The organism is Bradyrhizobium sp. GW821-FHT13H06 (assembly GCF_058803975.1).
In genome coordinates this window covers 1-21,599 of sequence record NZ_JBXAPN010000009.1, presented here as the reverse complement: position 1 = coordinate 21,599, position 21,599 = coordinate 1, and the positions used below count along the sequence as shown (strand labels likewise).

The 21,599-nt window shown below is 64.4% G+C and carries 20 protein-coding genes; 12 read left to right on the top strand and 8 right to left on the bottom strand.

Annotation, left to right across the window (positions count from 1 at the left end; all coding sequences use genetic code 11):
* Window positions 1–17 precede the first annotated feature (17 nt).
* Window positions 18–293, top strand: a complete 276-nt coding sequence (locus tag AC1RQP_RS30345; protein WP_239625550.1) for a hypothetical protein — start codon at window positions 18–20, stop codon at window positions 291–293.
* A 38-nt stretch (window positions 294–331) separates the two neighbouring features.
* Here AC1RQP_RS30345 and AC1RQP_RS30340 read toward each other — a convergent pair whose 3' ends face one another.
* Complete coding sequence (locus tag AC1RQP_RS30340; RefSeq protein ID WP_239625551.1) at window positions 332–1,306, bottom strand: quinone oxidoreductase family protein; 975 nt, start codon at window positions 1,304–1,306, stop codon at window positions 332–334.
* A gap of 223 nt (window positions 1,307–1,529) precedes the next feature.
* Here AC1RQP_RS30340 and AC1RQP_RS30335 point away from each other — a divergent pair, with 223 nt between their 5' ends.
* The 3 genes from AC1RQP_RS30335 (at window position 1,530) to AC1RQP_RS30325 (ending at window position 4,208) form a co-directional block, all read left to right on the top strand.
* The gene (locus AC1RQP_RS30335) at window positions 1,530–1,730 is read left to right on the top strand and encodes a hypothetical protein (RefSeq protein WP_212375101.1); all 201 of its coding nucleotides are present in this window, start codon (window positions 1,530–1,532) and stop codon (window positions 1,728–1,730) included.
* A gap of 148 nt (window positions 1,731–1,878) precedes the next feature.
* Window positions 1,879–2,826, top strand: coding sequence for an AAA family ATPase (locus AC1RQP_RS30330; RefSeq protein WP_035678446.1), 948 nt, complete (start codon window positions 1,879–1,881; stop codon window positions 2,824–2,826).
* 5 nt (window positions 2,827–2,831) lie between these two features.
* The gene (locus AC1RQP_RS30325) at window positions 2,832–4,208 is read left to right on the top strand and encodes a vWA domain-containing protein (RefSeq protein ID WP_239625553.1); all 1,377 of its coding nucleotides are present in this window, start codon (window positions 2,832–2,834) and stop codon (window positions 4,206–4,208) included.
* Between the two features lie 19 nt (window positions 4,209–4,227).
* Here the strand turns inward: AC1RQP_RS30325 and AC1RQP_RS30320 are convergent, their stop codons facing one another.
* Window positions 4,228–4,410 (bottom strand): hypothetical protein, encoded by a 183-nt coding sequence (locus tag AC1RQP_RS30320; RefSeq protein ID WP_131870963.1) that lies wholly within the window; start codon window positions 4,408–4,410, stop codon window positions 4,228–4,230.
* A gap of 352 nt (window positions 4,411–4,762) precedes the next feature.
* On the opposite strand from AC1RQP_RS30320, the gene AC1RQP_RS30315 reads away from it, so the two are divergent.
* Window positions 4,763–4,981, top strand: a complete 219-nt coding sequence (locus AC1RQP_RS30315) for a hypothetical protein (RefSeq protein ID WP_035678447.1) — start codon at window positions 4,763–4,765, stop codon at window positions 4,979–4,981.
* An 8-nt stretch (window positions 4,982–4,989) separates the two neighbouring features.
* On the opposite strand, the gene AC1RQP_RS30310 is transcribed toward AC1RQP_RS30315, so the two are convergent.
* Together AC1RQP_RS30310 and AC1RQP_RS30305 are read right to left on the bottom strand one after the other, a co-directional pair.
* Entirely contained in the window at window positions 4,990–6,375 is a 1,386-nt protein-coding gene (locus AC1RQP_RS30310; protein ID WP_492940809.1) for a hypothetical protein, read from the bottom strand.
* A gap of 96 nt (window positions 6,376–6,471) precedes the next feature.
* A complete protein-coding gene (locus tag AC1RQP_RS30305) occupies window positions 6,472–7,746 on the bottom strand; it encodes an allantoate amidohydrolase (RefSeq protein ID WP_492940419.1) in 1,275 nt (424 codons plus the stop codon).
* 388 nt (window positions 7,747–8,134) lie between these two features.
* On the opposite strand from AC1RQP_RS30305, the gene AC1RQP_RS30300 reads away from it, so the two are divergent.
* The 5 genes from AC1RQP_RS30300 to AC1RQP_RS30280 all read left to right on the top strand — a co-directional run bounded on the left by AC1RQP_RS30300 (window position 8,135) and on the right by AC1RQP_RS30280 (window position 13,546).
* Complete coding sequence (locus tag AC1RQP_RS30300) at window positions 8,135–8,620, top strand: nucleoside deaminase (protein WP_492940807.1); 486 nt, start codon at window positions 8,135–8,137, stop codon at window positions 8,618–8,620.
* A gap of 220 nt (window positions 8,621–8,840) precedes the next feature.
* Window positions 8,841–10,412 carry an ABC transporter ATP-binding protein gene (locus AC1RQP_RS30295; RefSeq protein WP_492940417.1) on the top strand — a complete coding sequence of 524 codons (1,572 nt, stop codon included), beginning with the start codon at window positions 8,841–8,843 and terminating at the stop codon, window positions 10,410–10,412.
* Window positions 10,396–11,487: an ABC transporter permease gene (locus AC1RQP_RS30290; RefSeq protein ID WP_492940415.1), complete on the top strand. Its 1,092-nt coding sequence runs from the start codon at window positions 10,396–10,398 to the stop codon at window positions 11,485–11,487. Before AC1RQP_RS30295 ends, AC1RQP_RS30290 begins: the two co-directional genes overlap by 17 nt.
* Window positions 11,474–12,391, top strand: a complete 918-nt coding sequence (locus AC1RQP_RS30285) for an ABC transporter permease (RefSeq protein WP_492940413.1) — start codon at window positions 11,474–11,476, stop codon at window positions 12,389–12,391. The genes AC1RQP_RS30290 and AC1RQP_RS30285 overlap by 14 nt, the downstream gene beginning before the upstream one ends.
* A gap of 78 nt (window positions 12,392–12,469) precedes the next feature.
* Window positions 12,470–13,546 carry a BMP family ABC transporter substrate-binding protein gene (locus AC1RQP_RS30280; protein WP_492940411.1) on the top strand — a complete coding sequence of 359 codons (1,077 nt, stop codon included), beginning with the start codon at window positions 12,470–12,472 and terminating at the stop codon, window positions 13,544–13,546.
* 109 nt (window positions 13,547–13,655) lie between these two features.
* Here the strand turns inward: AC1RQP_RS30280 and AC1RQP_RS30275 are convergent, their stop codons facing one another.
* On the bottom strand, window positions 13,656–15,005 hold the full coding sequence (locus AC1RQP_RS30275) for an 8-oxoguanine deaminase (protein ID WP_492940409.1): 1,350 nt from the start codon (window positions 15,003–15,005) through the stop codon (window positions 13,656–13,658).
* A gap of 153 nt (window positions 15,006–15,158) precedes the next feature.
* On the opposite strand from AC1RQP_RS30275, the gene AC1RQP_RS30270 reads away from it, so the two are divergent.
* Complete coding sequence (locus AC1RQP_RS30270) at window positions 15,159–15,986, top strand: FAD binding domain-containing protein (RefSeq protein WP_492940407.1); 828 nt, start codon at window positions 15,159–15,161, stop codon at window positions 15,984–15,986.
* Window positions 15,983–18,709 (top strand): molybdopterin-dependent oxidoreductase, encoded by a 2,727-nt coding sequence (locus tag AC1RQP_RS30265; RefSeq protein WP_492940405.1) that lies wholly within the window; start codon window positions 15,983–15,985, stop codon window positions 18,707–18,709. Before AC1RQP_RS30270 ends, AC1RQP_RS30265 begins: the two co-directional genes overlap by 4 nt.
* Window positions 18,710–18,871: 162 nt before the next feature.
* Here AC1RQP_RS30265 and uraD read toward each other — a convergent pair whose 3' ends face one another.
* From uraD to AC1RQP_RS30250, 3 genes are read right to left on the bottom strand one after another with little or no spacing between them, the layout of a single operon-like run.
* Window positions 18,872–19,759: a 2-oxo-4-hydroxy-4-carboxy-5-ureidoimidazoline decarboxylase gene (gene uraD, locus AC1RQP_RS30260; protein ID WP_492940403.1), complete on the bottom strand. Its 888-nt coding sequence runs from the start codon at window positions 19,757–19,759 to the stop codon at window positions 18,872–18,874.
* A 7-nt stretch (window positions 19,760–19,766) separates the two neighbouring features.
* Window positions 19,767–20,702: an allantoinase PuuE gene (gene puuE / locus AC1RQP_RS30255; RefSeq protein WP_492940401.1), complete on the bottom strand. Its 936-nt coding sequence runs from the start codon at window positions 20,700–20,702 to the stop codon at window positions 19,767–19,769.
* Window positions 20,703–21,116, bottom strand: a complete 414-nt coding sequence (locus AC1RQP_RS30250) for a DUF3830 family protein (RefSeq protein ID WP_131870951.1) — start codon at window positions 21,114–21,116, stop codon at window positions 20,703–20,705.
* Window positions 21,117–21,599 lie beyond the last annotated feature (483 nt).

Here is a 21,599-nt window from a genome sequence, read left to right as displayed (position 1 = left end):
CGCGGCAGGATCGTTTCATGCAATACTTCGTCGTGATGATCGACTACGGGCGGCGCGGCCGAGAGGCCGTCGTCGATCCCGAAATCACGAGGCGAGAGGTCGTCTCCCGCATTGCCTCGGGCGAATACCGGAACATCTCGTTCATCCACGAAATCGTGGAGAATACCGTCGAGGACGTAACCGAGGCCATGCTGACCGAGGCCGCCCTGCCCCGGATTGCGCCCGAGGATGTCGACCTCCAGGCAATCCGCCTTGATCACATCCGCGATCTGCGCAAGCACGAGCGGACGTGACGCAGGCCAAGCAGCTTGCGTCACGGCCCGGCCGAGCATCAGACCAGAAGAACGGTCGATCCCGTGGTCTTGCGAGCCGCAAGATCGGTATGCGCCTTGGCGGCGTCCTTCAGCGGATAGGTCTGGTGCACTTCGATCTTGACCGCGCCGGACTTGACGACGTCGAACAGTTCGTTCGCCATCGCGACCAGATTTTCGCGCTTGGCGGCGTAGGTGAACAGCGTTGGACGCGTGACGTAGAGCGACCCCTTCTGTGCCAGCAGGCCGAGATTGAGCGGCTCGACGGCCCCCGAAGACTGGCCGAACAGAGCCGCGACACCGAGCGGCGCGAGGCAATCCAGCGATTTGAGGAACGTGTCCTTGCCGACGGAATCGTAGACCACCGGCACCTTCTTGCCGCCGGTGATTTCGTCGACCCGCTTTACGAAATCTTCCCGCGTGTAGATGATCACATGGTCGCAGCCATGTGCCTTGGCGAGTTTTGCCTTCTCGTCGGTGCTGACAGTACCGATCACGGTCGCGCCGAGATGCTTGGCCCACTGGCTCAAGATCAGGCCGACGCCGCCGGCCGCGGCGTGAAGCAGGATGGTATCGCCGGCCTTCACCCGATAGGTCTGCCGGATCAGGTATTGCGTGGTGAGCCCCTTGAGCATCATTGCCGCCGCAGTCTTGTCATCGACGCCGTCGGGCAATTTCAACAGCCGGTCGGCGGGGATCAGCCGCGCCTCGGAATAAGCCCCGAGCGGCGAGGCGCCATAAGCGACGCGATCGCCCGGCTTCAGATCGGTGACACCGGGCCCGACCTCCTCGACGACACCAGCCGCCTCGCTGCCGAGCCCGCTCGGCAATTGCGCCGGATAGAGACCCGAACGGTTGTAGATGTCGACGAAATTGAGGCCGACAGCCGTGTGGCGGATGCGCGCTTCGCCGGGTCCAGGTGTGCCGACATTGACCTCCTCCCAGACCAGGACTTCCGGACCGCCGGTCTTGTGAAAACGAATGGCATGCGTCATGGGCGTTACTCCCTTATCGTTGCAGTGAAATCCAGTGAACCCGGCCGGCCTGCGAAACAGGCATTTGGTCCGCCCCTTACAGTACCATCCGTAACAAGAATGTCACAGCGAACGACAAACGCCCGGCGTTCCGCCTCTGTTCGAAAGAGTTGATGAGCGCTCCGGGGGTAACCGGCAGTAGCTTTCGCGCGGGGTTGGTGGTCGCCTGCGAAGGAGAGCCGAGATGCCAGCTTACGTTCAGCATCATCAGGACATCGAGATCGCGCCTGTGAACTGCCCCACCTGCATGGGGTTCCTGCCGATGTATGTGCGCGAAGTCGAGCCGCATTGGAGCCTTGCCAAGATCGACTTCGTCTATGAATGCGCCGATTGCGGCGCCGAGCTCAGACAGACGATCCGAAAGCCGGAGTTGCTGCGGCACTGATCGCGCGAACGGCGAACCGCTTAACTATTTGCGCTAAGCGGAAAAAATTGCCGTTCACGCGGGTCTGATGTCTCCCAAACGAGGCTTGTTCTTTGCCGGGAACGCAGGCAGAACAAGCCTCAACCAAGACCTTTGGGAGCGCCCATTCGTGGCTGATCAGAAGGCCTCGACCTCGATCGAGGCAGTGGAGAGCGGCCTTGCCGCGCAAGGCTATATCGCGAGCCGGCAGATCGCGACCGCCGTCTATTTGTCGCAGCAGATCGAGAAGCCGATCCTGGTCGAGGGCCCCGCGGGCGTCGGCAAGACCGAGCTCGCCAAGGCGATCGCGGCCTGGCGCGGCATGAAGATGATCCGCCTGCAATGCTACGAGGGCCTCGACGAGGCCAAGGCTCTCTACGAATGGAAGTACGCCAAGCAGCTACTCTATACGCAGATCCTGAAGGACAAGCTCGGCGAAGTTCTCGGCGGCGCGCAGACGCTGCATGCGGCGCTGGATCAGCTCCACGATTTCGGCGACGTGTTCTTCTCCAAGGAGTTCGTCGAGCCGCGTCCCCTGCTGCAGGCACTGGAGCAGCCGGGCGGCTGCGTGCTCCTGATCGACGAGATCGACAAGTCGGATGCGGAGTTTGAATCGCTGCTGCTGGAAATCCTCTCGGACTTCCAGGTCACGATCCCCGAGCTCGGAACCGTGTCGGCCATCACGCCACCGACCGTGATCCTCACCTCCAACAGCGAGCGCGATCTCGGCGACGCCCTGAAACGGCGCTGCCTGCATCTTCATATCGGCTTCCCCGAGCAGCGCCTCGAGGAACGCATCGTCGAAAGCCGCGTGCCCGGCATCTCCCAGACGCTGCGCCGGCAGATGGTCGGCTTCATCCACGAGATCCGCTCGCTGGATCTGAAGAAGCTGCCGTCGGTCAGCGAGACCATCGACTGGGCGCGCGTGCTGGTGCTGCTCCAGGCTTCCGAGCTCGACACCGAGATCGTCAAGGACACACTCAACGTTCTCCTGAAATACGAGACGGACATAGAGGCAGCGGCGCCGCAGGTGACGACCTTCATTGCCAAGGCGGCACGGTCCAACGTCTTCGGTTGACGCCGATGCGCGAGAACCTCCATCGTTTCTTTCGAGCGGCGCGGGGCGTCGGCGTTCACGTCTCGCCTGCCGAAAGCATCGATGCGATGCGCGCAGTCGCGCAGGTCGGCATCTCCGACCGCGCCGTCCTGCGCGACGCGCTGCTCCTGACACTTGCCAAGTCGCAGGACGAGAAGCTCGCGCTCGGTGACTGCTTTGATCTGTTCTTCAGTCAGCCGGAGCCGCGGCAGGACCAGCCTGAGGCCGACAACGACGACGCTCCGCAGGACGCAGATCAGCCGCCCTCCTCCGGCGCTCCCAGCGATGCCGGCGAAGGTCAGCCTCCCGAAGGTCTAGGCCCGCTCGCTCAGATGCTGCTGTCGCAGGACCGCAATACGATTGCGGCTGCGATTGCCAGCGCCTCCGGAGCGGCCTCCCTGTCCGACATCCGCTACTCCACTCAGCGCGGCATCTTCTCCAGCCGCATCCTCGACGCCATGGGCCTCCAGCGCCTGCGCGACGATCTCGACGGGCTGACCGCGACCAACCCGGCACTGGCCGAGCGTCTGCGCGCCGCGCTGGACGCCTTGCGCGAGGCCGTGCGCGATACGGTCTCTCAGGGGCTTGCACTCTATGCCCGCGAGGAGGCCGAAAACCTCCGCAACGAGATCCTGCGCAATGCGCCGCTTGCCCGCATCGAGCGGCGCCAGGTCGCCGAGATGCGCGCCCTCATCCGTCAGATCGCGCGCCGGCTGCGCGAGCGCTACTCGAAGCCGCGCAAACGCCAGCGCCGCGGCCATCTCGACGTCCGTCGCACGCTCCGCCGGAATGCGGCCTGGGGCGGCGTGCCCTTCCTCACGGCATGGAAGCGCAAGCATCGCGACCGGCCGAAGATCGTAGCGCTGTGCGACGTCTCGGGCTCCGTTGCGCAAGTGTCCGACTTCTTTCTACTGCTCATCCACTCGCTGCACGAGGTGGTCGACGATGTCCGCTCCTTCGCCTTCTCCTCGCACCTGATCGAAGTCAGCGAGATCCTGGAATCGAAGTCGCCGGAGGAAGCGATGTCCGAGATCATGTCCAAGGTCGGCTTCGGCTCGTCGGACTACGGCTCTTCGCTGGTCGATTTCGAGACGGAGTTCATGAGTACGCTGACGCCGCAGACCACGGTGATCGTGCTCGGCGATGCCCGCAGCAACAATCTCGACCCGCGCGCCGACATTTTGCGCCGGATCTCCGATCGCTCGAAGCGACTGGTCTGGCTCAATCCCGAGGGGCGGCTCGCCTGGGGCTTTGGCGATTCCGAGATGCCGCGCTACGCGACCTTTTGCACCGTCGTGCGCCAATGCGCCACTGCGCACCAGCTCGAGCGCGCCGTGTCCGATATCGTGGCGACTTATCAGTGAGCAATATCAGCCAGCCGCGTCAGGCGGCATTCCGCTCGCCCTGCGCGAGATTGCACTCCCGGAAGTGATAGGCGATTTCGTCGAGCGCGCGCTGCTCCCATTCCTCGGCCTGCGCGAGCCAGAATACCCGACGTTCCGAATCGCGCGCCGCGCGCTCGCGGCATAAAAATTCCTGACTACGGATTTCAACCAGCCGCTTCATGCACTCACACTCCTGTCGTGTGAAGCCATTCCCCACGGAATAACTTAGCAGAGCCCGGAACAACTCGTCTCGCCATTTCTGTGCATATCGCGACGCAGAATAGGACAGCGACGTTTCCCGTGCAGCGCGGCAATTCGCACTGCAACATCAAGCGCAGATCATCAATTAGTGATCGGAAATTGAGACGGTATTCGCAGGCAAACGATCTTAACTCTTGTGGCGCAACGAAGTGCGGCAATTTGTGAAGAGACGTTCTAAACATCTCATCGAATTCCGGACTCATTGTCGTCGCATGGTCTTCATGCAGCGCCGATAACAGGGGCGCGTGAACGTTACGACCGCCTGAGGCAACATGAACGACGATTTCGACTTTGAGCTTTCGCCGGACCAATGGGCGGCCCTGCGCTCACTTCGCAACCCGTTGTCGAACGGCCGTCTCAAGGCCCATCTCGTCGAAAGCCTCGTCGCACTCGGCCTCGTCGTCATCAACGACGGCGTGCCTGCCATGACGCCGACCGGACGCAAGGTGCTCGTGCGCGGATCGTGCCGGCTGCTGGATCTCGTAGCATGAGCGATACGTCACCGAGTGGATCCGTCAATCCACCGGAGGAGCGGCGTTCCATACGCCCGCCTCCAGACGGACAGGAAGCGCGGAAACCAGGAATGAGCCACGGCGCCCTTATAGGCCCAGGTGCGATACTTCAGACCCTGTTCTGAGATCAGCTCCTGATAGCCGCCGTGAACCTCGGTCGCCGTCCGAATATCCTTCAATATTCCTTGGGCGCAGGTCCGATAGGTCTCGCCGCCAGTGAATTCGTCATAGTCCAGCATGCGATCCGCGAACTCGACGTTGAACGTCGGCCAGCAGGAACGCCCCTGATAGGCCGGTGCCGCAATCCTGTGGATCATCTTGTTCCTGGGATTGTCGGCTGAGACCAGGAAATGAAACGTGCTGGGGATACGAAACCGCGGCTCCGCTATGATCAGATCCGTCGTGGCCGCGAACAGCGCCCGCTCGCTCGCATCGCTCATATTCCAGAATCCACGATGCACGCTGACGAAGTCCAGTGCGACCGATGAGGCTGGCGAACTCGCCGGACCTTCCAGGGAATGCCTGATATGGCCGTCTTTGCCGAACAGGCGGAGCAGGTCCGTCTTGTACTGCGCAAGATCACGCCCGAGCAGCCGCTTCAGCTCGTTCTCGCCGACGACCCCGAGCTGCACGCCCCACACGAAGGTCGTGTAGACGGAAGCATTGGTCACGAAGCGCCTGCGTTCGGCGCGGGTGTCTGTCGCGGCGGAGCGCGGCGCGTGGACATCGCAAAGCAAATACCTGGTACCGTCGTCATTGTACGGTTCGAGCTCGCTCGCGAGCTGGAGGATCGCTCGCTTCAGGTCACCGCCATATTCGGCCAGCAACAGGCGGCCTGCATGCGCGCATTGTGACATTGCCAGATAGGAGGCGGCCCTGTCTTCGGCAGAGATCATCTGCTGGAGACCGGCGAGAATGCCGAGCAGCGTGTCCGACGGGCGCGAGAAATAGTTCACGCCGAGGTAGCGACCGCGTCCCGCCGGGACGATGGTCGTCGTGACGACGCCGGCGCGTACCGCCTCCAGCAACAAACGGACGCTCTTTTCGAGCAACCGAACCCGCCGCACCGCGTCCTGCGAATCCATGATGGTTTCGGGGTCGAGAACGTCGGGATAGAACCACGCGAAGTCTCGGGGATAATAGGCGGAGGCGTGCGGGGCGCCTGTGACGAGGAAAGCCTCGGTCGCCGAGAATGCGCTGTCCATCGAGTGCCGATAGAGGTCCTCGATAGCCGACAACGAATGATGCGACTTTCTCAGGAACCGATCACCGAGAAAATTGACGGCCTGAAGAGCGTTGGCGACAAGGGTCGCAACCCCGCCCTGGTAAAACCGGTTTCCGCGATGTGACGGTAGGGGAATGTCGCTCTTCATGTGCACCGAGTGTCTCGCGATTCCGGCGATGGCCGGTCACCATTCCAAGTTTGACTGATTCGTGTCTCGCCACGATGACGAGCGGGGGCCGGCTGTTCAGCTCGCGGCGGCGCGGCTCTCCCGCGTCTGAAAATTCTCGATCACCCGCAGCAGCACCCGCGCGCCAGCATCGGCATCGGCGAGCTCGACATGTTCATCCGGGTGATGGCTGATGCCGCCGCGGCAGCGAACGAAGATCATGCCGACATCGGCAATGTCGATCATCGCCATGCCGTCGTGCCCTGCCCCGCTCGGCAGCTCGAACACGGAGACGCCTTCGGCCTCGATCGCCTGCGCGATCTGCTCTTTGAGCCACGGCGCGCAAGGCGCAGTGCGGTTCTCGTGGGTGACGTCAAGCTGAAGGGCCAGCTGCCGGCGCTCGGCGATCGCCTCGATCCGGCGGACGATATCGGCTACCGCACGCTTGCGGTGCATGTCGGTGGGGGCGCGCAGATCGATGGTGAAGGATACTTCGCCCGGAATGACATTGGTCGCGCCGGGCCTCGCCTGGATGTAGCCGACGGTGCCGACCAGGCCGCCCTCGTCGGTGCGGCAAAATTGTTCGATCGCACCGATGCATTCGGCCGCCCCGGCGAGCGCGTCGCGCCGAAGCTCCATCGGTACAGTGCCGGCGTGACCGGCCATGCCCGTCAGCCGCGCGGCAAGCCGTGTGGCGCCGGCAATCGCGGTGACGACACCCACAGGCAGGTTCTGCGCTTCCAGCACCGGCCCCTGCTCGATGTGCAATTCGAGGTAGGCGAGCAGCTCGCGCCGCGCTCGCGCGGCCGCGCCGATCTGGTCGGGGTCGAGCCCGAACTGCACGAGCGCATCGCGCATCGACACGCCATCACGGTCGCGCGTGTTCAGCACATTCTCGTCAAAGGTGCCGGCCACCGCACGGCTGCCGAGCAAGGTCGAAGCGAAGCGCACCCCCTCCTCATCGGCAAAACCGACCACCTCGATCGCAAACGGCAGGCGCTTGCCGCGGCGGTTGAGATCAGCGACGCAAGAGATCGCCGTGATCACACCCAGCGGTCCATCCCATTTGCCGGCATCGCGCACGGTGTCGTAGTGCGAGCCGAGCATCAGGCAGGGAGCACCCGGCCGGTCGCCTTCATAGCGGCCACAGATGTTACCGATCGCATCGAGGCGCGCGCTCATGCCGGCTTCGCGCATCCAGCCCAGGACGAGGTCCGCCGCCTCGCGCAACTCCTTGGTGAGATAGATGCGGGTAAGTTTGTCACCCTCTTCCGAGATCGCGGCCAGATCGTTGATCCGACCCACGATCACTTCGCCGAGCGATGCATTTTGAACGGCGTTAACGGACCCCATCTCGACAAACTTCCTCTTCTCTGGACCGCGGCGACGGCCGTCCTGGCGTCCGGCACCAGCTCGGTGCCAGCAAAAAATCACGTACCAGCGCCTGCCCCAACAAGCGCGTGATTAGCATGAATGCGAGTACGCGCCACGCTGCCTCGCGCCGGTCATGCGCGCGGGAGCCCCAACGCCTGCAATTGCGTCTGGCATTTCTTCCTAGTCAGGGATTTGACGGGCCGCATTACCGATATTTTTCAATCGGTTATTCGGAAAATGCCGTCATCAACAACCGTCCGGCTGGCTGGTGATGTTTCACGGCAAATTGTGTATGAAGCACGGATCAGCGAAGCCGACATTCATCGTGGTCGGCCGGCGCATGGCGGGCATTGACCGCGGAGTAGCGATGGACGCCGCGTCCGAACGTGACGAACACTTCCTGCGCCTGTCGTTCGCGGTCGCCCGCCGCTCGCTTAGCCATGGCAATCATCCCTTCGGCTGCATCGTTGTCGCGGCCGACGGCAAGGTTCTCATCGAGAGCGAGAACGGCTACATGCCGGATCATGACGGCACCGCGCATGCCGAACGTCTCGCGGCCACCCGGGCCTGCCGCACGCTCGGGCGCGAAGTGCTGGCGAAGGCCACGCTCTATTCGTCGGCCGAGCCCTGCGCGATGTGTGCAGGTGCGATCTACTGGGCCGGCATCGGCCGCGTCGTCTTTGGCCTCAGCGAGCATCGCCTGCGCGGCATCACCGGCAACCATCCGGAGAACCCGACCCTCGACCTGCCGTGCCGCGAGGTCTTTGCCAGCGGCCAGCGCCCGACAGAGGTCATCGGCCCCCTGCTCGAAAAGGAGGCTGAAGCGCTGCACGACGGCGCTTGGACGAAATAGCAGCACATCCAGAGGGAGATGACGCCGTTTTTCTGATCGCGCCCGATGTGATGCCGAGTTGGAGCAGCTGTGGCGACCTGGTCGCTCAGCACGGTTGACGACCCGCTGGGCCGATGGCCCGCCGAAACGTTGAGCAAGGGATGATGCTTTTTCACATCTTACAGCGCGGTTCAAACTGGCCCACTATCGAGACACGTCACGCATGCAAGCGCATCAGCGAATGTTAGATCCGATGCCCAACGGCCAGCATTCCGGCGATTCCCCGCTCCTGAGGACGATCGGCCTCACCAAGCGCTATGGCGATTTCCTCGCCAACGATTCCATCGACATCGACATCTGGCCGAGTGAAATTCACGCCCTGCTCGGCGAGAACGGCGCCGGCAAGTCGACGTTGGTCAAAGCCATCTACGGTCTGATCCAGCCCAGCGCCGGCGAGATTCGCTGGCAGGGTCGACGAATCGTGCTTTCCGGTCCCTCGGAAGCACGCAGCCGTGGCATCGGAATGGTATTCCAGCATTTCTCGCTGTTCGACAATCTTACCGTCGCCGAGAACGTCGCGCTCGGTCTCGACGGCAAAGAGTCCTTCATGGACATGTCGGCGCGGCTGGAGCAGGTGTCGAAGACCTATGGACTGCCGCTCGATCCCAAGCGCGAAGTCTGGCAACTGTCCGTCGGCGAGCGCCAGCGCATCGAGATCGTCCGCGCCTTGATGCAGGATCCGAAATTCCTGATCCTGGACGAGCCCACCGCGGTGCTGACGCCGCAGGAGGCAGATCAGCTGTTCATCGTGCTGGAGCGGCTTAAGGCCGAAGGCCGCGCGATCCTCTATATCAGCCACAAGCTGGAGGAGGTGAAGCGCCTCTGTGACACCGCGACGATCCTGCGCGGCGGCAGGAAGGTCGAGACCTGCAACCCGCGGCTCGAGACCGCGGCTTCGCTCGCACGGATGATGGTCGGCGGAGAGATCAAGGAAGTGAGGGCCTCATCCGGCCGCAAGACCACCGTGCCGCGGCTCGTCGTCGACGATCTCTCGCTGGCCCCTGCAGACGCGCATGGTGTGCGGCTTGAGCACATCTCGTTCGAGCTGAAGGGCGGCGAGATCCTCGGCATCGCCGGCGTCGCCGGCAACGGCCAGGACGAACTGTTCGCCGCGCTCTCCGGCGAGCGCCTCTCGAAGGACCCTAGCACGGTGGTGATCGAAGGCATCGCCGCCGGCCGTCTCTCGATCACCCAGCGGCGCAAGCTGGGCGCCGCTTTCGTACCCGAGGAGCGGCTCGGCCACGGCACCGCGCCGCGCATGAAGCTGTCGGAGAACGCGCTGCTCACCGGCCATGCCGCCAGCGGCATGGTCCGTCGTGGCTTCATCGATACCGCTGCCACGCTGAAAGTGGTCGACCGTGCGACCGAGACATTCGACGTCCGCAAGGCCAAACGCGATCCCGAAGCCGCGAGCCTCTCCGGCGGCAATCTGCAGAAGTTCATCGTGGGACGCGAGATCCTGCGCTCCCCCGCGGTGCTGGTGGTGAGCCAGCCGACCTGGGGCGTCGACGCCGGCGCCGCCGCCGTCATCCGGCAGGCGCTGCTCGATCTCGCAGCCGCAGGCGCCGCCGTCCTCGTGACCAGCCAGGATCTCGACGAGCTCGCGGAGATCGCCGACCGCATCGCCGTGATGTTCCACGGCAAGCTTTCGCCTCCGCTCGCAGCAAGCGAAGCGAGCCGCGAAAAGCTCGGCCTCCTGATGGGCGGCAGCAGCCTGGAGCCGAAGGAGGTCGAAGATGCAGCTGGTGCTTGAGAAGCGCGCCGAGCGCTCCGGCACGATCGCGCTGGTGTCCCCACTGATCGCGATTGGCCTCACGATCCTGACCATGGTCATCCTGTTCGCGATACTGGGCAAGAATCCGCTGCTCGCCCTGCACGCCTATTTCATTGCACCCTTGACCGACGGCTATTCGCTCCAGGAGATCGCGGTGAAGGCAACGCCACTGGTGATGATCGCGATCGGGCTGTCGCTCTGCTATCTCGCCAATGCCTGGAACATCGGCGCCGAGGGACAATTCCTGATCGGCGCAGTCGCCGGAAGCTGGGTTGCGGTGAAGACGCAAGGCACCGACGCCGGCGCCTGGGTGCTGCCGGCCATGCTCGTCCTCGCCGCCGCAGCGGGCGCGCTCTATGCGCTGATCCCGGCGATCTGCAAAGTCAAGTTCGGCGCCAGCGAGATCCTGACCAGCCTGATGCTGGTTTATGTCGCCGACCTCTTCCTCGACTATCTCGTGCGCGGGCCATGGCGCGACCCACAGGGCTTCAATTTTCCGACCACGGCGGAATTCGATCCGGTGGCGACAGTCCCCCTGCTGATCGAAGGCGGCCGGCTGCATCTCGGCTCGATCATCGCCTTGCTCGTCGTCGCAGCAGCGGCGATCCTGCTCGGGCGCACCATCAAAGGCTTTGAGATCCGCGTGGTTGGAGCTGCGCCCCGTGCGGCGCGGTTCGGCGGCTTCAATGCCAATCAGCTGATCATCCTGACCTTCGCGGTATCAGGCGCGCTGGCGGGCCTCGCCGGAATCATCGAGGTTGCAGGTCCGGTCGGGCATCTCCAGCCGGGCATCTCGCCTGGTTACGGCTTTACCGCGATCATCGTGGCCTTCCTCGGCCGCCTGAATCCAGTTGGAATACTCATTGCAGGCCTTTTCCTGGCATTGACCTTTATCGGCGGCGAGCAGGCGCAGATCGCGATGAAGATCCCGTTGGACGTCACCAAGGTCTTTCAGGGCATTCTGCTGTTCTACGTGCTCGCCTGCGATTCCCTCATCCTCTACCGCTTCAAGCTGGTCTTCCCGAACCGACAGGTGACTCGTGGAGCTGGTTGAAGCCATCATCCTAGCGGTGCTCGCCGCGTCGACGCCGCTGCTGATCGCGGCGACCGGCGAGCTCGTCACCGAGCGCTCCGGCGTGCTCAATCTCGGCGTCGAGGGCATGATGATCGTCGGCGCGGCCTGCGGCTTTGCCGGCGCCTGGCTGACCGGATCAATCTTCATCGGCGCGCTGTGCGGGATCATCGCGGGCACGCTGATGTCGCTCGTCTTCGCGCTGATGGCACTCGGGCTTGCCGTCAACCAGGTTGCGACCGGGCTCGCGCTGACCATCCTCGGCGTCGGGCTCTCCGGCCTGATCGGCGCCGGCTTCGTGGGCGAGCGCATCACGCCGGCAATGCACCTCTATATTCCCGTCCTGACGGACATTCCGCTGATCGGCCGCGTGCTGTTCGGCGAGGACGGCTTCGTCTATTTCTCGGTCGCACTGATCGTCGGCGTCTGGTGGTTCCTGTACTGCACGCGGGCGGGCTTGATCCTGCGCGCCTGCGGCGACAATCATGTCTCCGCACATGCGCTCGGCTATCCCGTGCTGCGCATCCGCACCTTCGCCGTGATGTTCGGCGGTGCCTGCGCAGGCCTTGCCGGCGCTTATCTGCCGCTCGCCTATACGCCGTTCTTCGTTCCAGGCATGACCGCCGGCCGCGGCTGGATCGCGCTGGCGCTGGTGGTGTTCTCGTCCTGGCGGCCAGGCCTGCTCGTGGCCGGCGCCTATCTGTTCGGCGCGGTGACGATCCTGCAACTGCACGCGCAAGGCTGGGGCGTCGGCATTCCCTCGCAATTCATGTCGGCACTGCCTTATCTCGCGACCATCATCGTGCTCGTCCTGCTCTCCCGCGCGCGGACCGGCGGCTCGACAGCGCCAGCGGCGCTCGGCACCGTGTTCGTGCCTGACCGCTGAATTCTCGCTTCCGCGGCATGCGCGATGGGGCGCGCATGTTGCCGATCATGGCTTTCCCCCGACGTTTGGAGATCGATGATGTGGAAATCACTTCTTGCGCTGACTGCCGGGCTTTTGCTTGCCGGGAACGTCAGTGCAGCCTCCGCCGCCGACAAGCTGAAGGTCGGCTTCGTCTATGTGGGTCCGATCGGAGACCTCGGCTGGACCTATCAGCACGACCTCGGTCGTCAGGCGCTGGTGAAGGAACTGGGCGACAAGATCGAGACCACCTACCTCGAGAACGTGCCCGAAGGCCCCGACGCCGAGCGCTCGATCGAGCAGCTGGTCCGCGCCGGCAACAAGCTGATCTTCACGACGTCCTTCGGCTACATGGACTCGACGCTGAAGGTCGCCAAGAAATACCCGAACGTGCATTTCGAGCACGCCACCGGTTACAAGCACAACCCGAACATGTCGACCTATTCGGCGAAATGGTATCAGGGCCGCTACATTCAAGGCCTGATCGCAGCCAAGATGTCGAAGTCAGGCGTGCTCGGCTACATCGGCTCGTTCCCGATTCCGGAGGTCGTCTCCGGCATCAACGCGACGATGCTGGCGGCGCAGACCATCAACCCGAACATCAAGGTCAAGATCATCTGGGCCAACACCTGGTTCGACCCCGGCAAGGAAGCCGACGCCGCCAAGGCACTGATCGACCAGGGCGCCGACGTCATCATGCAGCACACGGATTCGCCCGCCGCCATGCAGATTGCCAGCGAACGCGGCAAGCTCGCCTTCGGCCAGGATTCCGAGATGATCAAGTTCGGGCCCAAGACCCAGCTCACCTCGATCCTGGACACCTGGGGCCCCTACTACATCGAGCGCGTCAAGGCCGAGCTCGCCGGCACCTGGAAGTCCGAAAACACCTGGGGCGGCCTCGACAGCCACATGTTCGCGATGGCGCCCTACACCAACATGCCGGACGATGTGAAAAAGATGGCCGAGGATGCCCAGGCCGCGATCACTGCGGGCAAGCTGCATCCGTTCAAATGCCCGATCGTTGGGCAGGACGGCAAGCCGGTCGAGTGCAAGGGCGGCGATCACCTCGACGACGGCCAGATCCTTGGCATGAATTTCTACGTGAAAGGCATCGACGACAAGCTGCCGGGCAAGTAGCACGCTTCTTGCATTCCCCAATTCACCTGCTCCTCCCGGAGGAGGTTCGGAGGGGGTGGCCAGAAGCACCCGGCACTTGTGGCTGCCCCCTCTTTCCATCTTGCCTGGCCTATCCCGCCCGCATGGCCCGTGCTGCGGAACTGTGGCGGCGGATGAGGTCTGCCACATCCAGGCCCGGAATCGCGCCGTCGATCACCGTCCATTTTCCGGCCACCATCACCCGGTCGGCCCGATGCGCCCCGCACAGCACCAGGGCAGCCAGCGGATCGCCGTGACCGGAGAAGCGCAGCTCGTCGAGCCTGAACAGCGCGAGATCGGCTGCCTTGCCGACGGCGATCGCGCCGAGTTCCGGCCGCCCGATACAGGCCGCCGAGCCCTTGGTGACCCAGCGCAGCGCGTCCTTGTGACTGACTTTCGTCACCCCGTAGCGGGCCCGTTGCAGCAGGAAAGCGGCGCGTACCTCCTGCATCAGGTTTGAGCCGTCGTTCGACGCCGAGCCGTCGACGCCGATCCCGATCCCGACGCCGGCCTCCTCCATCTCGCAGACGGGACAGCAGCCGGACGCCAGCAGCTGGTTGCTGCAGGCGCAATGGCTGATGGTCGTCTTCGCCTTGCCGAGGCGCTTGATCTCGTCGTCGTTGAAAAAGATGCCATGGGCGAGCCAGGTTCGCGCATTGAGCCAGCCGCATTGCTCGAGATAGTCGAGCGGGCGGCAGCCATACATCTGCTGACAGAATTTGTTCTCGTCCTCGGTCTCGGCGAGGTGGGTGTGCAGGCGCACGTCGAGCTTGTCGGCGAGATCGGCGGTCGCGCGCATCAGCGAGGTCGTCACCGAGAACGGCGAACACGGTGCGAGCGCGATCTGCACCATCGCATCCGCACCGCGCTGGTGATGCTTTGCGACCACGCGCGCGCTGTCCGCGAGGATCGTATCCTCGTCCTGCACGACGCTGTCAGGTGGCAGGCCGCCGTCGCGCTGCGACAGGTTCATCGAGCCCCGGGTCAGCAGCACCCGCACACCCAGTCGCTGTGCCACCGCCACCTCGATATCGACGGCGTCCTCGAGCCCTGCCGGGAAAACATAGTGGTGATCGGTCGTGGTGGTGCAGCCGGAGAGCAGCAGCTCCGACATCGCCACCGTGACGCCGAGCTCGAGCGCCTCAGGCGTCAGCCTCGCCCAGACCGGATAGAGCGCCTGCAGCCAGGGAAACAGCTCCCGGTCCATTGCAGCCGGCAGCGCCCGCGTCAGCGTCTGGTAGAAATGATGATGGGTATTGATCAGGCCCGGCAGCACGACATGCTCGCCCGCATCGAACACTGCGACATCCGCGGTTGCAGGCGCACCGCCGGCCGGCACCAGCTCGACGATCAGGCCGTCCTTCGCCACGATGCCGCGTTCGGCACCATCGGCAAGGATGGCGAGGGGATCCCTGATCCAGATGGGCTTCGCATCGCTCATGATCCTGCTTCTCCACACACCGAATGACGACCAGCCTGCAAGGGGAACGCCAGCCCGAAACACGATATCGCTACGACTTGTTTGTTGCGGCTTGGCTCTGGTCTTGCAAGACTCGTCTGCACGATTCACCCGGGCGGAAGCGCTGGCGCAGCCATGGATTTGAATACCATCACGACGGTGGCCCACCCGCAAACGCGCGCGCAACTGCCTGCCTGGACGACGGGTGATGCCTGGCTTGCAGGCGGCACCTGGTTGTACTCGGAGCCGCAGGTCCACCTGAGGCGACTGATCGATCTCACCGATCTGAGATGGCCGGCGCTGACGATCACGGACAGCCATCTCTCCATTGCCGCCACCTGCACGGTTGCACAGCTGGACGGACTATCCTGCCCGCCCGACTGGCTCGCAGCGCCATTGATCGGCCAGTGTTGCCGGGCCTTCCTCGCCTCCTTCAAGATCTGGAAGACAGCCACGGTCGGCGGCAATGTCTGCATGTCGCTGCCGGCGGGGCCGATGATCTCGCTCACATCGGCGCTCGACGGCGTCTGCACCATCTGGAAGGCCGGCGGCGGCGAGCAGAACATTCCCGTCGTCGATTTCGTCACCGGCAACCAGAGCAACCGTCTCATGCCCGGCGACCTGCTGCGCCAGATCGATATCCCGATTGCGGCGTTGCGCCGCCGCGCGGCCTTTCGCCAGATTTCGCTGGCCCCCGTCGGCCGCTCTGCAGCGCTTCTGATCGGCAGCCTCGATCCGGATGGCAAACTGACATTGACGATCACCGCATCGACGGTGCGGCCGGTCCAGCTCTCGTTTGCCAAGGCGCCGGACGCCGCTACGCTCCGCGCCGCCGTCTCGGAAGGCGTCACCGAGGAGTTGTACAACACCGACATCCACGGCAAGCCGCTCTGGCGCAAGCAGATGACGCTGCGGCTCGCCGAGGAAATTCGCGGTGAACTCCTGGGAGCAACGCGGCCATGAGCTTCGAGGTCAACGGCAAGGCATTTTCTCAGGAGCCTCGCGCCGGCCAGTGCCTGCGCACGTTCCTGCGCGAGCTCGGCCATTTCGGCGTCAAAAAGGGCTGCGATGCCGGCGATTGCGGCGCCTGCACCGTGCTGCTCGACGGGGAGCCGGTGCACAGCTGCCTGATCCCGGCGTTCCGTGCCGAGGGGCACGCCGTCACCACGATCGAAGGTCTTGGCGGAGATGACGGCACGCATCCGATGCAGCAGGCCTTCCTCGATGCGCAGGGCTTTCAATGCGGCTTCTGCACCGCCGGCATGATCCTGACCTGTGCCTCGCTGAACCAGGCCCAGCGGACCGATCTCGGCGCAGCGCTGAAGGGCAACATCTGCCGCTGCACCGGTTATCGTTCGATCGAGGATGCGATCCTCGGCAAGACCAATGTCGAGGCGAGCGTCGAGGCCGGCGCCGCGTTCGGCCGTAGCCTGCCGGCGCCGGCGGGTCCAGACATCGTGCGCGGCAAGGCGCGCTACACCTTCGATACCGCCATCGACGGGCTGCTGCACATCAAGCTGCTGCGTTCGCCGCACGCTCACGCCAGGATCGTCGCGATCGACAGGTCGGAAGCCCTTCGCGTAGCCGGCGTGCATGCGGTGCTGACGCATGAGGATGCGCCATCCGTGCTGATGTCGACGGCGCGGCACGAGAAGGACTGGATGGACCCCGAGGACACCCGAATCCTCGACAAGGTCGTGCGTTTCATCGGCCAAAAGGTTGCCGCCGTCGTCGCCGAGACCGAAGCCGCCGCCGAGGAGGCATGCCGCAGACTGAAAGTCAGCTACGAGATTCTGCCCGCGCTGATCGATCCGGAGCAGGCGATGGCGCCGGGCGCGCCCATCATTCATCCTGACCGCACCATTGCGAACCGCGTCGCGGACGCGCAGCGCAATCTCGTCGCGGAAACGCACGGCGAGTTCGGCGACGTCGCGGCGGCGCTCGCTACGTCCACCGTGACCTATGAGGCCACGTTCCACAGTCACCGTGTGCAGCATGCGGCACTGGAGACGCATGGCGGCCTCGCCTGGCTCGATGACGCAAGCGTGCTCAATGTCCGCACCTCGACGCAGGTCCCGTTCCTGACCCGGCGCGCGCTGTCGGACATCTTCCAGCTTCCCATGGACAAGGTCCGCGTATTCTGCGAGCGCGTCGGCGGCGGCTTCGGCGGCAAGCAGGAGATGTTCGTCGAGGACATCCTGGCGCTTGCTGCGCTGAGGACCGGGCGGCCCGTGAAACTGGAGCTCACCCGCGAGGAGCAGTTCATCGCGACCTCGACGCGGCATCCGATGCGGGTCCACATCAAGGCGGGCGCCGATGCCGACGGCAAGCTCACCGCGCTCCAGCTCGACGTGCTCTCCAACACCGGCGCCTACGGCAATCATGCCGGCCCCGTGATGTTCCACGCTCTGGGCGAGTCCATCAGCGTCTACAATTGCCCGAACAAGCGGGTGGACGGCGGCGCCGTCTATACCAACACCGTGCCGGCGGGCGCGTTTCGCGGCTATGGCCTGCCGCAGACCCTGATCGCGGTGGAGGCTGCCATCGACGAGCTGGCCAGCCAACTCGGCATCAGTCCGTACGAGATGCGCCGGCGTAATATCGTCAAGCCCGGCGATCCCATGCTGTCGCCGCCGCCGTCCGAATATCACGATGTGCTCTACGGCTCCTATGGGCTCGACCAGTGCCTCGACCTCGTCGAGCGCGCGATGCAGGCAGATGGCCCGCAGCCGGACCTGTCGCCGGAATGGCTGATCGGCGACGGCATCGCGCTGGCCATGATCGATACGGTACCACCGGCCGGCCACATCGCCGACGCGACGATCGCGCTCAACGACGACGGCGGCTTCGACCTCACCGTCGGCACAGCCGAGTTCGGCAACGGCACCAGCACCGTGCACCTCCAGATCGCCGCGACCACGCTGGCGACCACGGTCGGGAGAATCCGCCTGCGCCAGTCCGATACGGCCCATGGCGGCCACGACACCGGCGCCTATGGCAGCGCCGGCACCTTCGTTGCGGGCAAGGCGACGCATGCGGCGGCCGTGCAGCTTGCGACCGAGCTGAAGGCGGCGGCCGCCGGCGCGTGGCTGTGCGACGTGAAAACCTGCGTGCTCGATGGGGACGCCGTCGTCAGCGGCGTACGGCGCATGCCCTATACGGAACTTGCAAAGCTCGCGCACGACCGCGGACGTCCGTTCACAGGCAGCGGCAATTCCACCGGCACGCCGCGTTCGGTCGGCTTCAACGTGCAGGGTTTTCGTGTCGCCGTGAACAAGGGCACCGGCGAGCTCAGGATTCTCAGGAGCGTGCACGCCGCGGACGCGGGCGTCGTCGCCAATCCCACGCAATGCCGCGGTCAGGTCGAAGGCGGCGTGGCGCAGGCGCTCGGCGCTGCGCTCTACGAGGAGATGGTGATCGATGCGAACGGCCGCGTCATCAACCCGAAATTTCGCGACTACCACCTGCCCTCCTTCGCCGATGTTCCGCGCACGGAGGTGCACTTCGCCGAGACGTCCGACACGATCGGACCGCTCGGCGCAAAGTCGATGAGCGAGAGCCCGTACAATCCGGTCGCCGCTGCACTCGGCAACGCAATTGCGGATGCCACCGGCATTCGCTTCACCGCACCGCCCTTCAAACCGGATCGGCTGTTTCCGGCGCTGCACGACAAGTTTGGCGACTAGAGTGGGTTTCACCTCTCCCGTAGGGAGAGGTCGGAGCGCATCGAAGATGCGATCCGGGTGAGGGGTTTAGGTCTCACCGAGCGCCGCAGCCCGTCACCCGGATTGCTGCGCAATCCGACCTCTCCCCGTCGGGGAGAGGTGAACCAGCCCGACCTACGTGCTTTAGCTGCCGCGATAGGTCGAATAGCTCCAGGGCGTGACCAGCAGCGGCACGTGGTAATGGCTTTCCGGCTCGCTGATCGCAAAGCGCAGCGGGATCTCGTCGAGAAACGGCGGATCGGACAGCGGCACATTGCGCTCCGCGTAGTATTGGGCAACGCGGAATCTGAGCTCGTAGCGGCCGATCGGCAGCGGGCGACCGCCGATCAGCGGCTGGTCGGTGCGCCCGTCGGCATTGGTCACCGCGCGCGCGATGACGCGGCTCTCGCCAAGGCTCGCGAGCTCCACGAGCTCGATCGGGACGCCCGGCGCAGGCCTGCCAATGTGATTGTCCAGCACATGGGTCGAGAGCCGGCCGTGCACCTTCAGCCTGTCATCGGCAATGATGAGCTGATCCAGCCGCAGCGCGGAGATGCGGCCAATTTCCTCGATCGCACGTCGCGTCTCGGTCTTGGCGATATTGAGCAGTCGCGTCTCGAAGTCGCGCAGCACGGAATCCCTGGTGTGTCTGCGCACGCAGACGATATAGGGAAAGCCGAACTTGTCGCGGTAGGCGTTGTTGGCACGCTCGAACGCCGCATATTCGGCCTCCGATAGCCGGTCGAGCCCGGCGCTGTTCTGCTCGTCGGTCGATTCCGCGGTGAGACCGGCGGCGCGTTGCGTCTTGTCGGCGAGATCGGGATGCGCCCGGATCAGCGCCAACTGAACATCAGGCTCGGCGCTCTGGATCGCGGCCATCAGCGCGGCGTGCAGCTGATTGATGCCGGCAAACGGCCGCTTTGCCGCGAGCTGCTCGGCAATCCATGGCGAATATTCGACGACATTGGTGAGCGCGGCGACGAAGTCGGCCCTGCTTGCGGCGTTGAGGTCGGTGAGCGGGATCTGCGACATGGTCCTCTCACCCGATCTCGAATGCGTCGGCGGCGAGATGAGCGTGCTTGTCGTGCCAATGCTGCGCAATCTGCAACCGCGTCGGCACCCAGACGCGCTCATGCTTGCCGACATAGTCGAGGAAGCGCATCAGCCCCGCCGCGCGGCCGGGCCGGCCGGCAAGGCGGCAATGCAAGCCGACCGACATCATCTTCGGCGCGGTCTCGCCCTCGGCGTAGAGCACGTCGAAGGCGTCCTTCAGATAGGTGAAGAACTGCTCGCCTTCCGCGAACCCTTGTGGGTTGATGAAGCGCATGTCGTTGGCGTCCAACGTATAGGGAATGATGAGCTGCTTGCCTCCCGGACCCTTCACCCAATAGGGCAGATCGTCGGCATAGGAGTCGCAGAGATAGAGGAAGCCGCCCTCCTCCATCAGCAGGCGGTTGGTGTTGATGGAGGAGCGCCCGGTGTACCAGCCGAGCGGACGCGAGCCGGTCGCCTCGATGTGGACGCGGATCGCTTCCGCGATCTCGGCGCGCTCCCGCGCCTCGGTCATGTCCTTGTGCTCGATCCATTTCAGGCTGTGGCTCGCGATGTCCCAGCCGGCCTCCTTCATCGCCGCGACGATCTCGGGATTGCGCTTGAGCGCAGTGGCGACGCCGAACACGGTGGTCGGCCAGTTGCGCGCGGTGAACATCCGCCACAGCCGCCAGAAGCCGGCGCGCGAGCCGTATTCGAACATCGATTCGATATTGGCGTGGCGCTGGCCCGGCCAGGGCTGCGCGCCGAGCACGTCCGACAGAAACGCCTCCGAGGCGGGGTCGCCGTGCAGGATGTTGTTCTCGCCGCCCTCCTCGAAATTGACGACGAACTGCACCGCGATCCGCGCGTTGTCGGGCCATTGCGGATGCGGCGGATTGCGGCCGTAACCGCGGAGATCGCGAGGGTAGCTCGTGTCAGTCACTCAGACTTCCTCGAAGCGGATCGGCAGGGCGCCCTTCCACAGCACGCTCTTGCCCAGTGTCGCCAGATTCTCCAGGCCCGAGGTCAGCGTGATGAAATGGTTGCCGGCGAGCTGGCCCATCTTGCTCGCGAAATGCACGCCGCCATAGGCGAGCAGGATCTCGGTCTCGCTGATGCCGCCCGGGTAAAGGATGATCTGGCCGGGCGCGGGATAGCTGGTGTGGTTCTCGTAGCCGACGCCGAAATCGAGGTCGCCGAGCGGCATCCATACGCCCTCACCGCTCCAGCGCACATGGATGATGTGGCTTTCGAACGGCAGTGCCTTGCGGAACGCTGCGACGGTCTTGGGCGCCAATTGCTCTTCGAAGCGGGCATCGAAGGTGAAATCGCCGGCGCTGATAACGAGTTTGCTCATCTCATCTCTCTGGATCGGGGCCGGTGGCCCCACGGATAACGCTCAAGCAAAGAGCATTCCCGACAGTTTCACGCAAGTGGGGTGGGGTGAAGCCCGGCAGCGCCGGGACCAGAAGACGTCTCGACACCCTTGTCGCCTGAAACCTCAACCGGTTCATTGAACCGGATTGTGGCGGGCAAGTCCACCGGCGCCGCCGGCGGAATTGCCGAATAATTGGCCGCGCCCCAGGGGCCACACGGCCCGATGCCGCAGCATGGGCCCCGGCTCTGCAGCGCACCGTCGAAGCGACGTTGCGCCGCGTCCGGGGCAAGACAGCTGAGTATGGCGCAGGCTCTGTCGACGTCGTCATTGCGAGCGCAGCGAAGCAATCCGGGCTGTCACCGCGGAGGGATTCTGGATTGCTTTCGAGAATGAGGCGGCGGTGCCGCTCTTCCAACACGCATGTTGTATCGCAGACACGGCTTCGCATCCTCGCAGCTCATT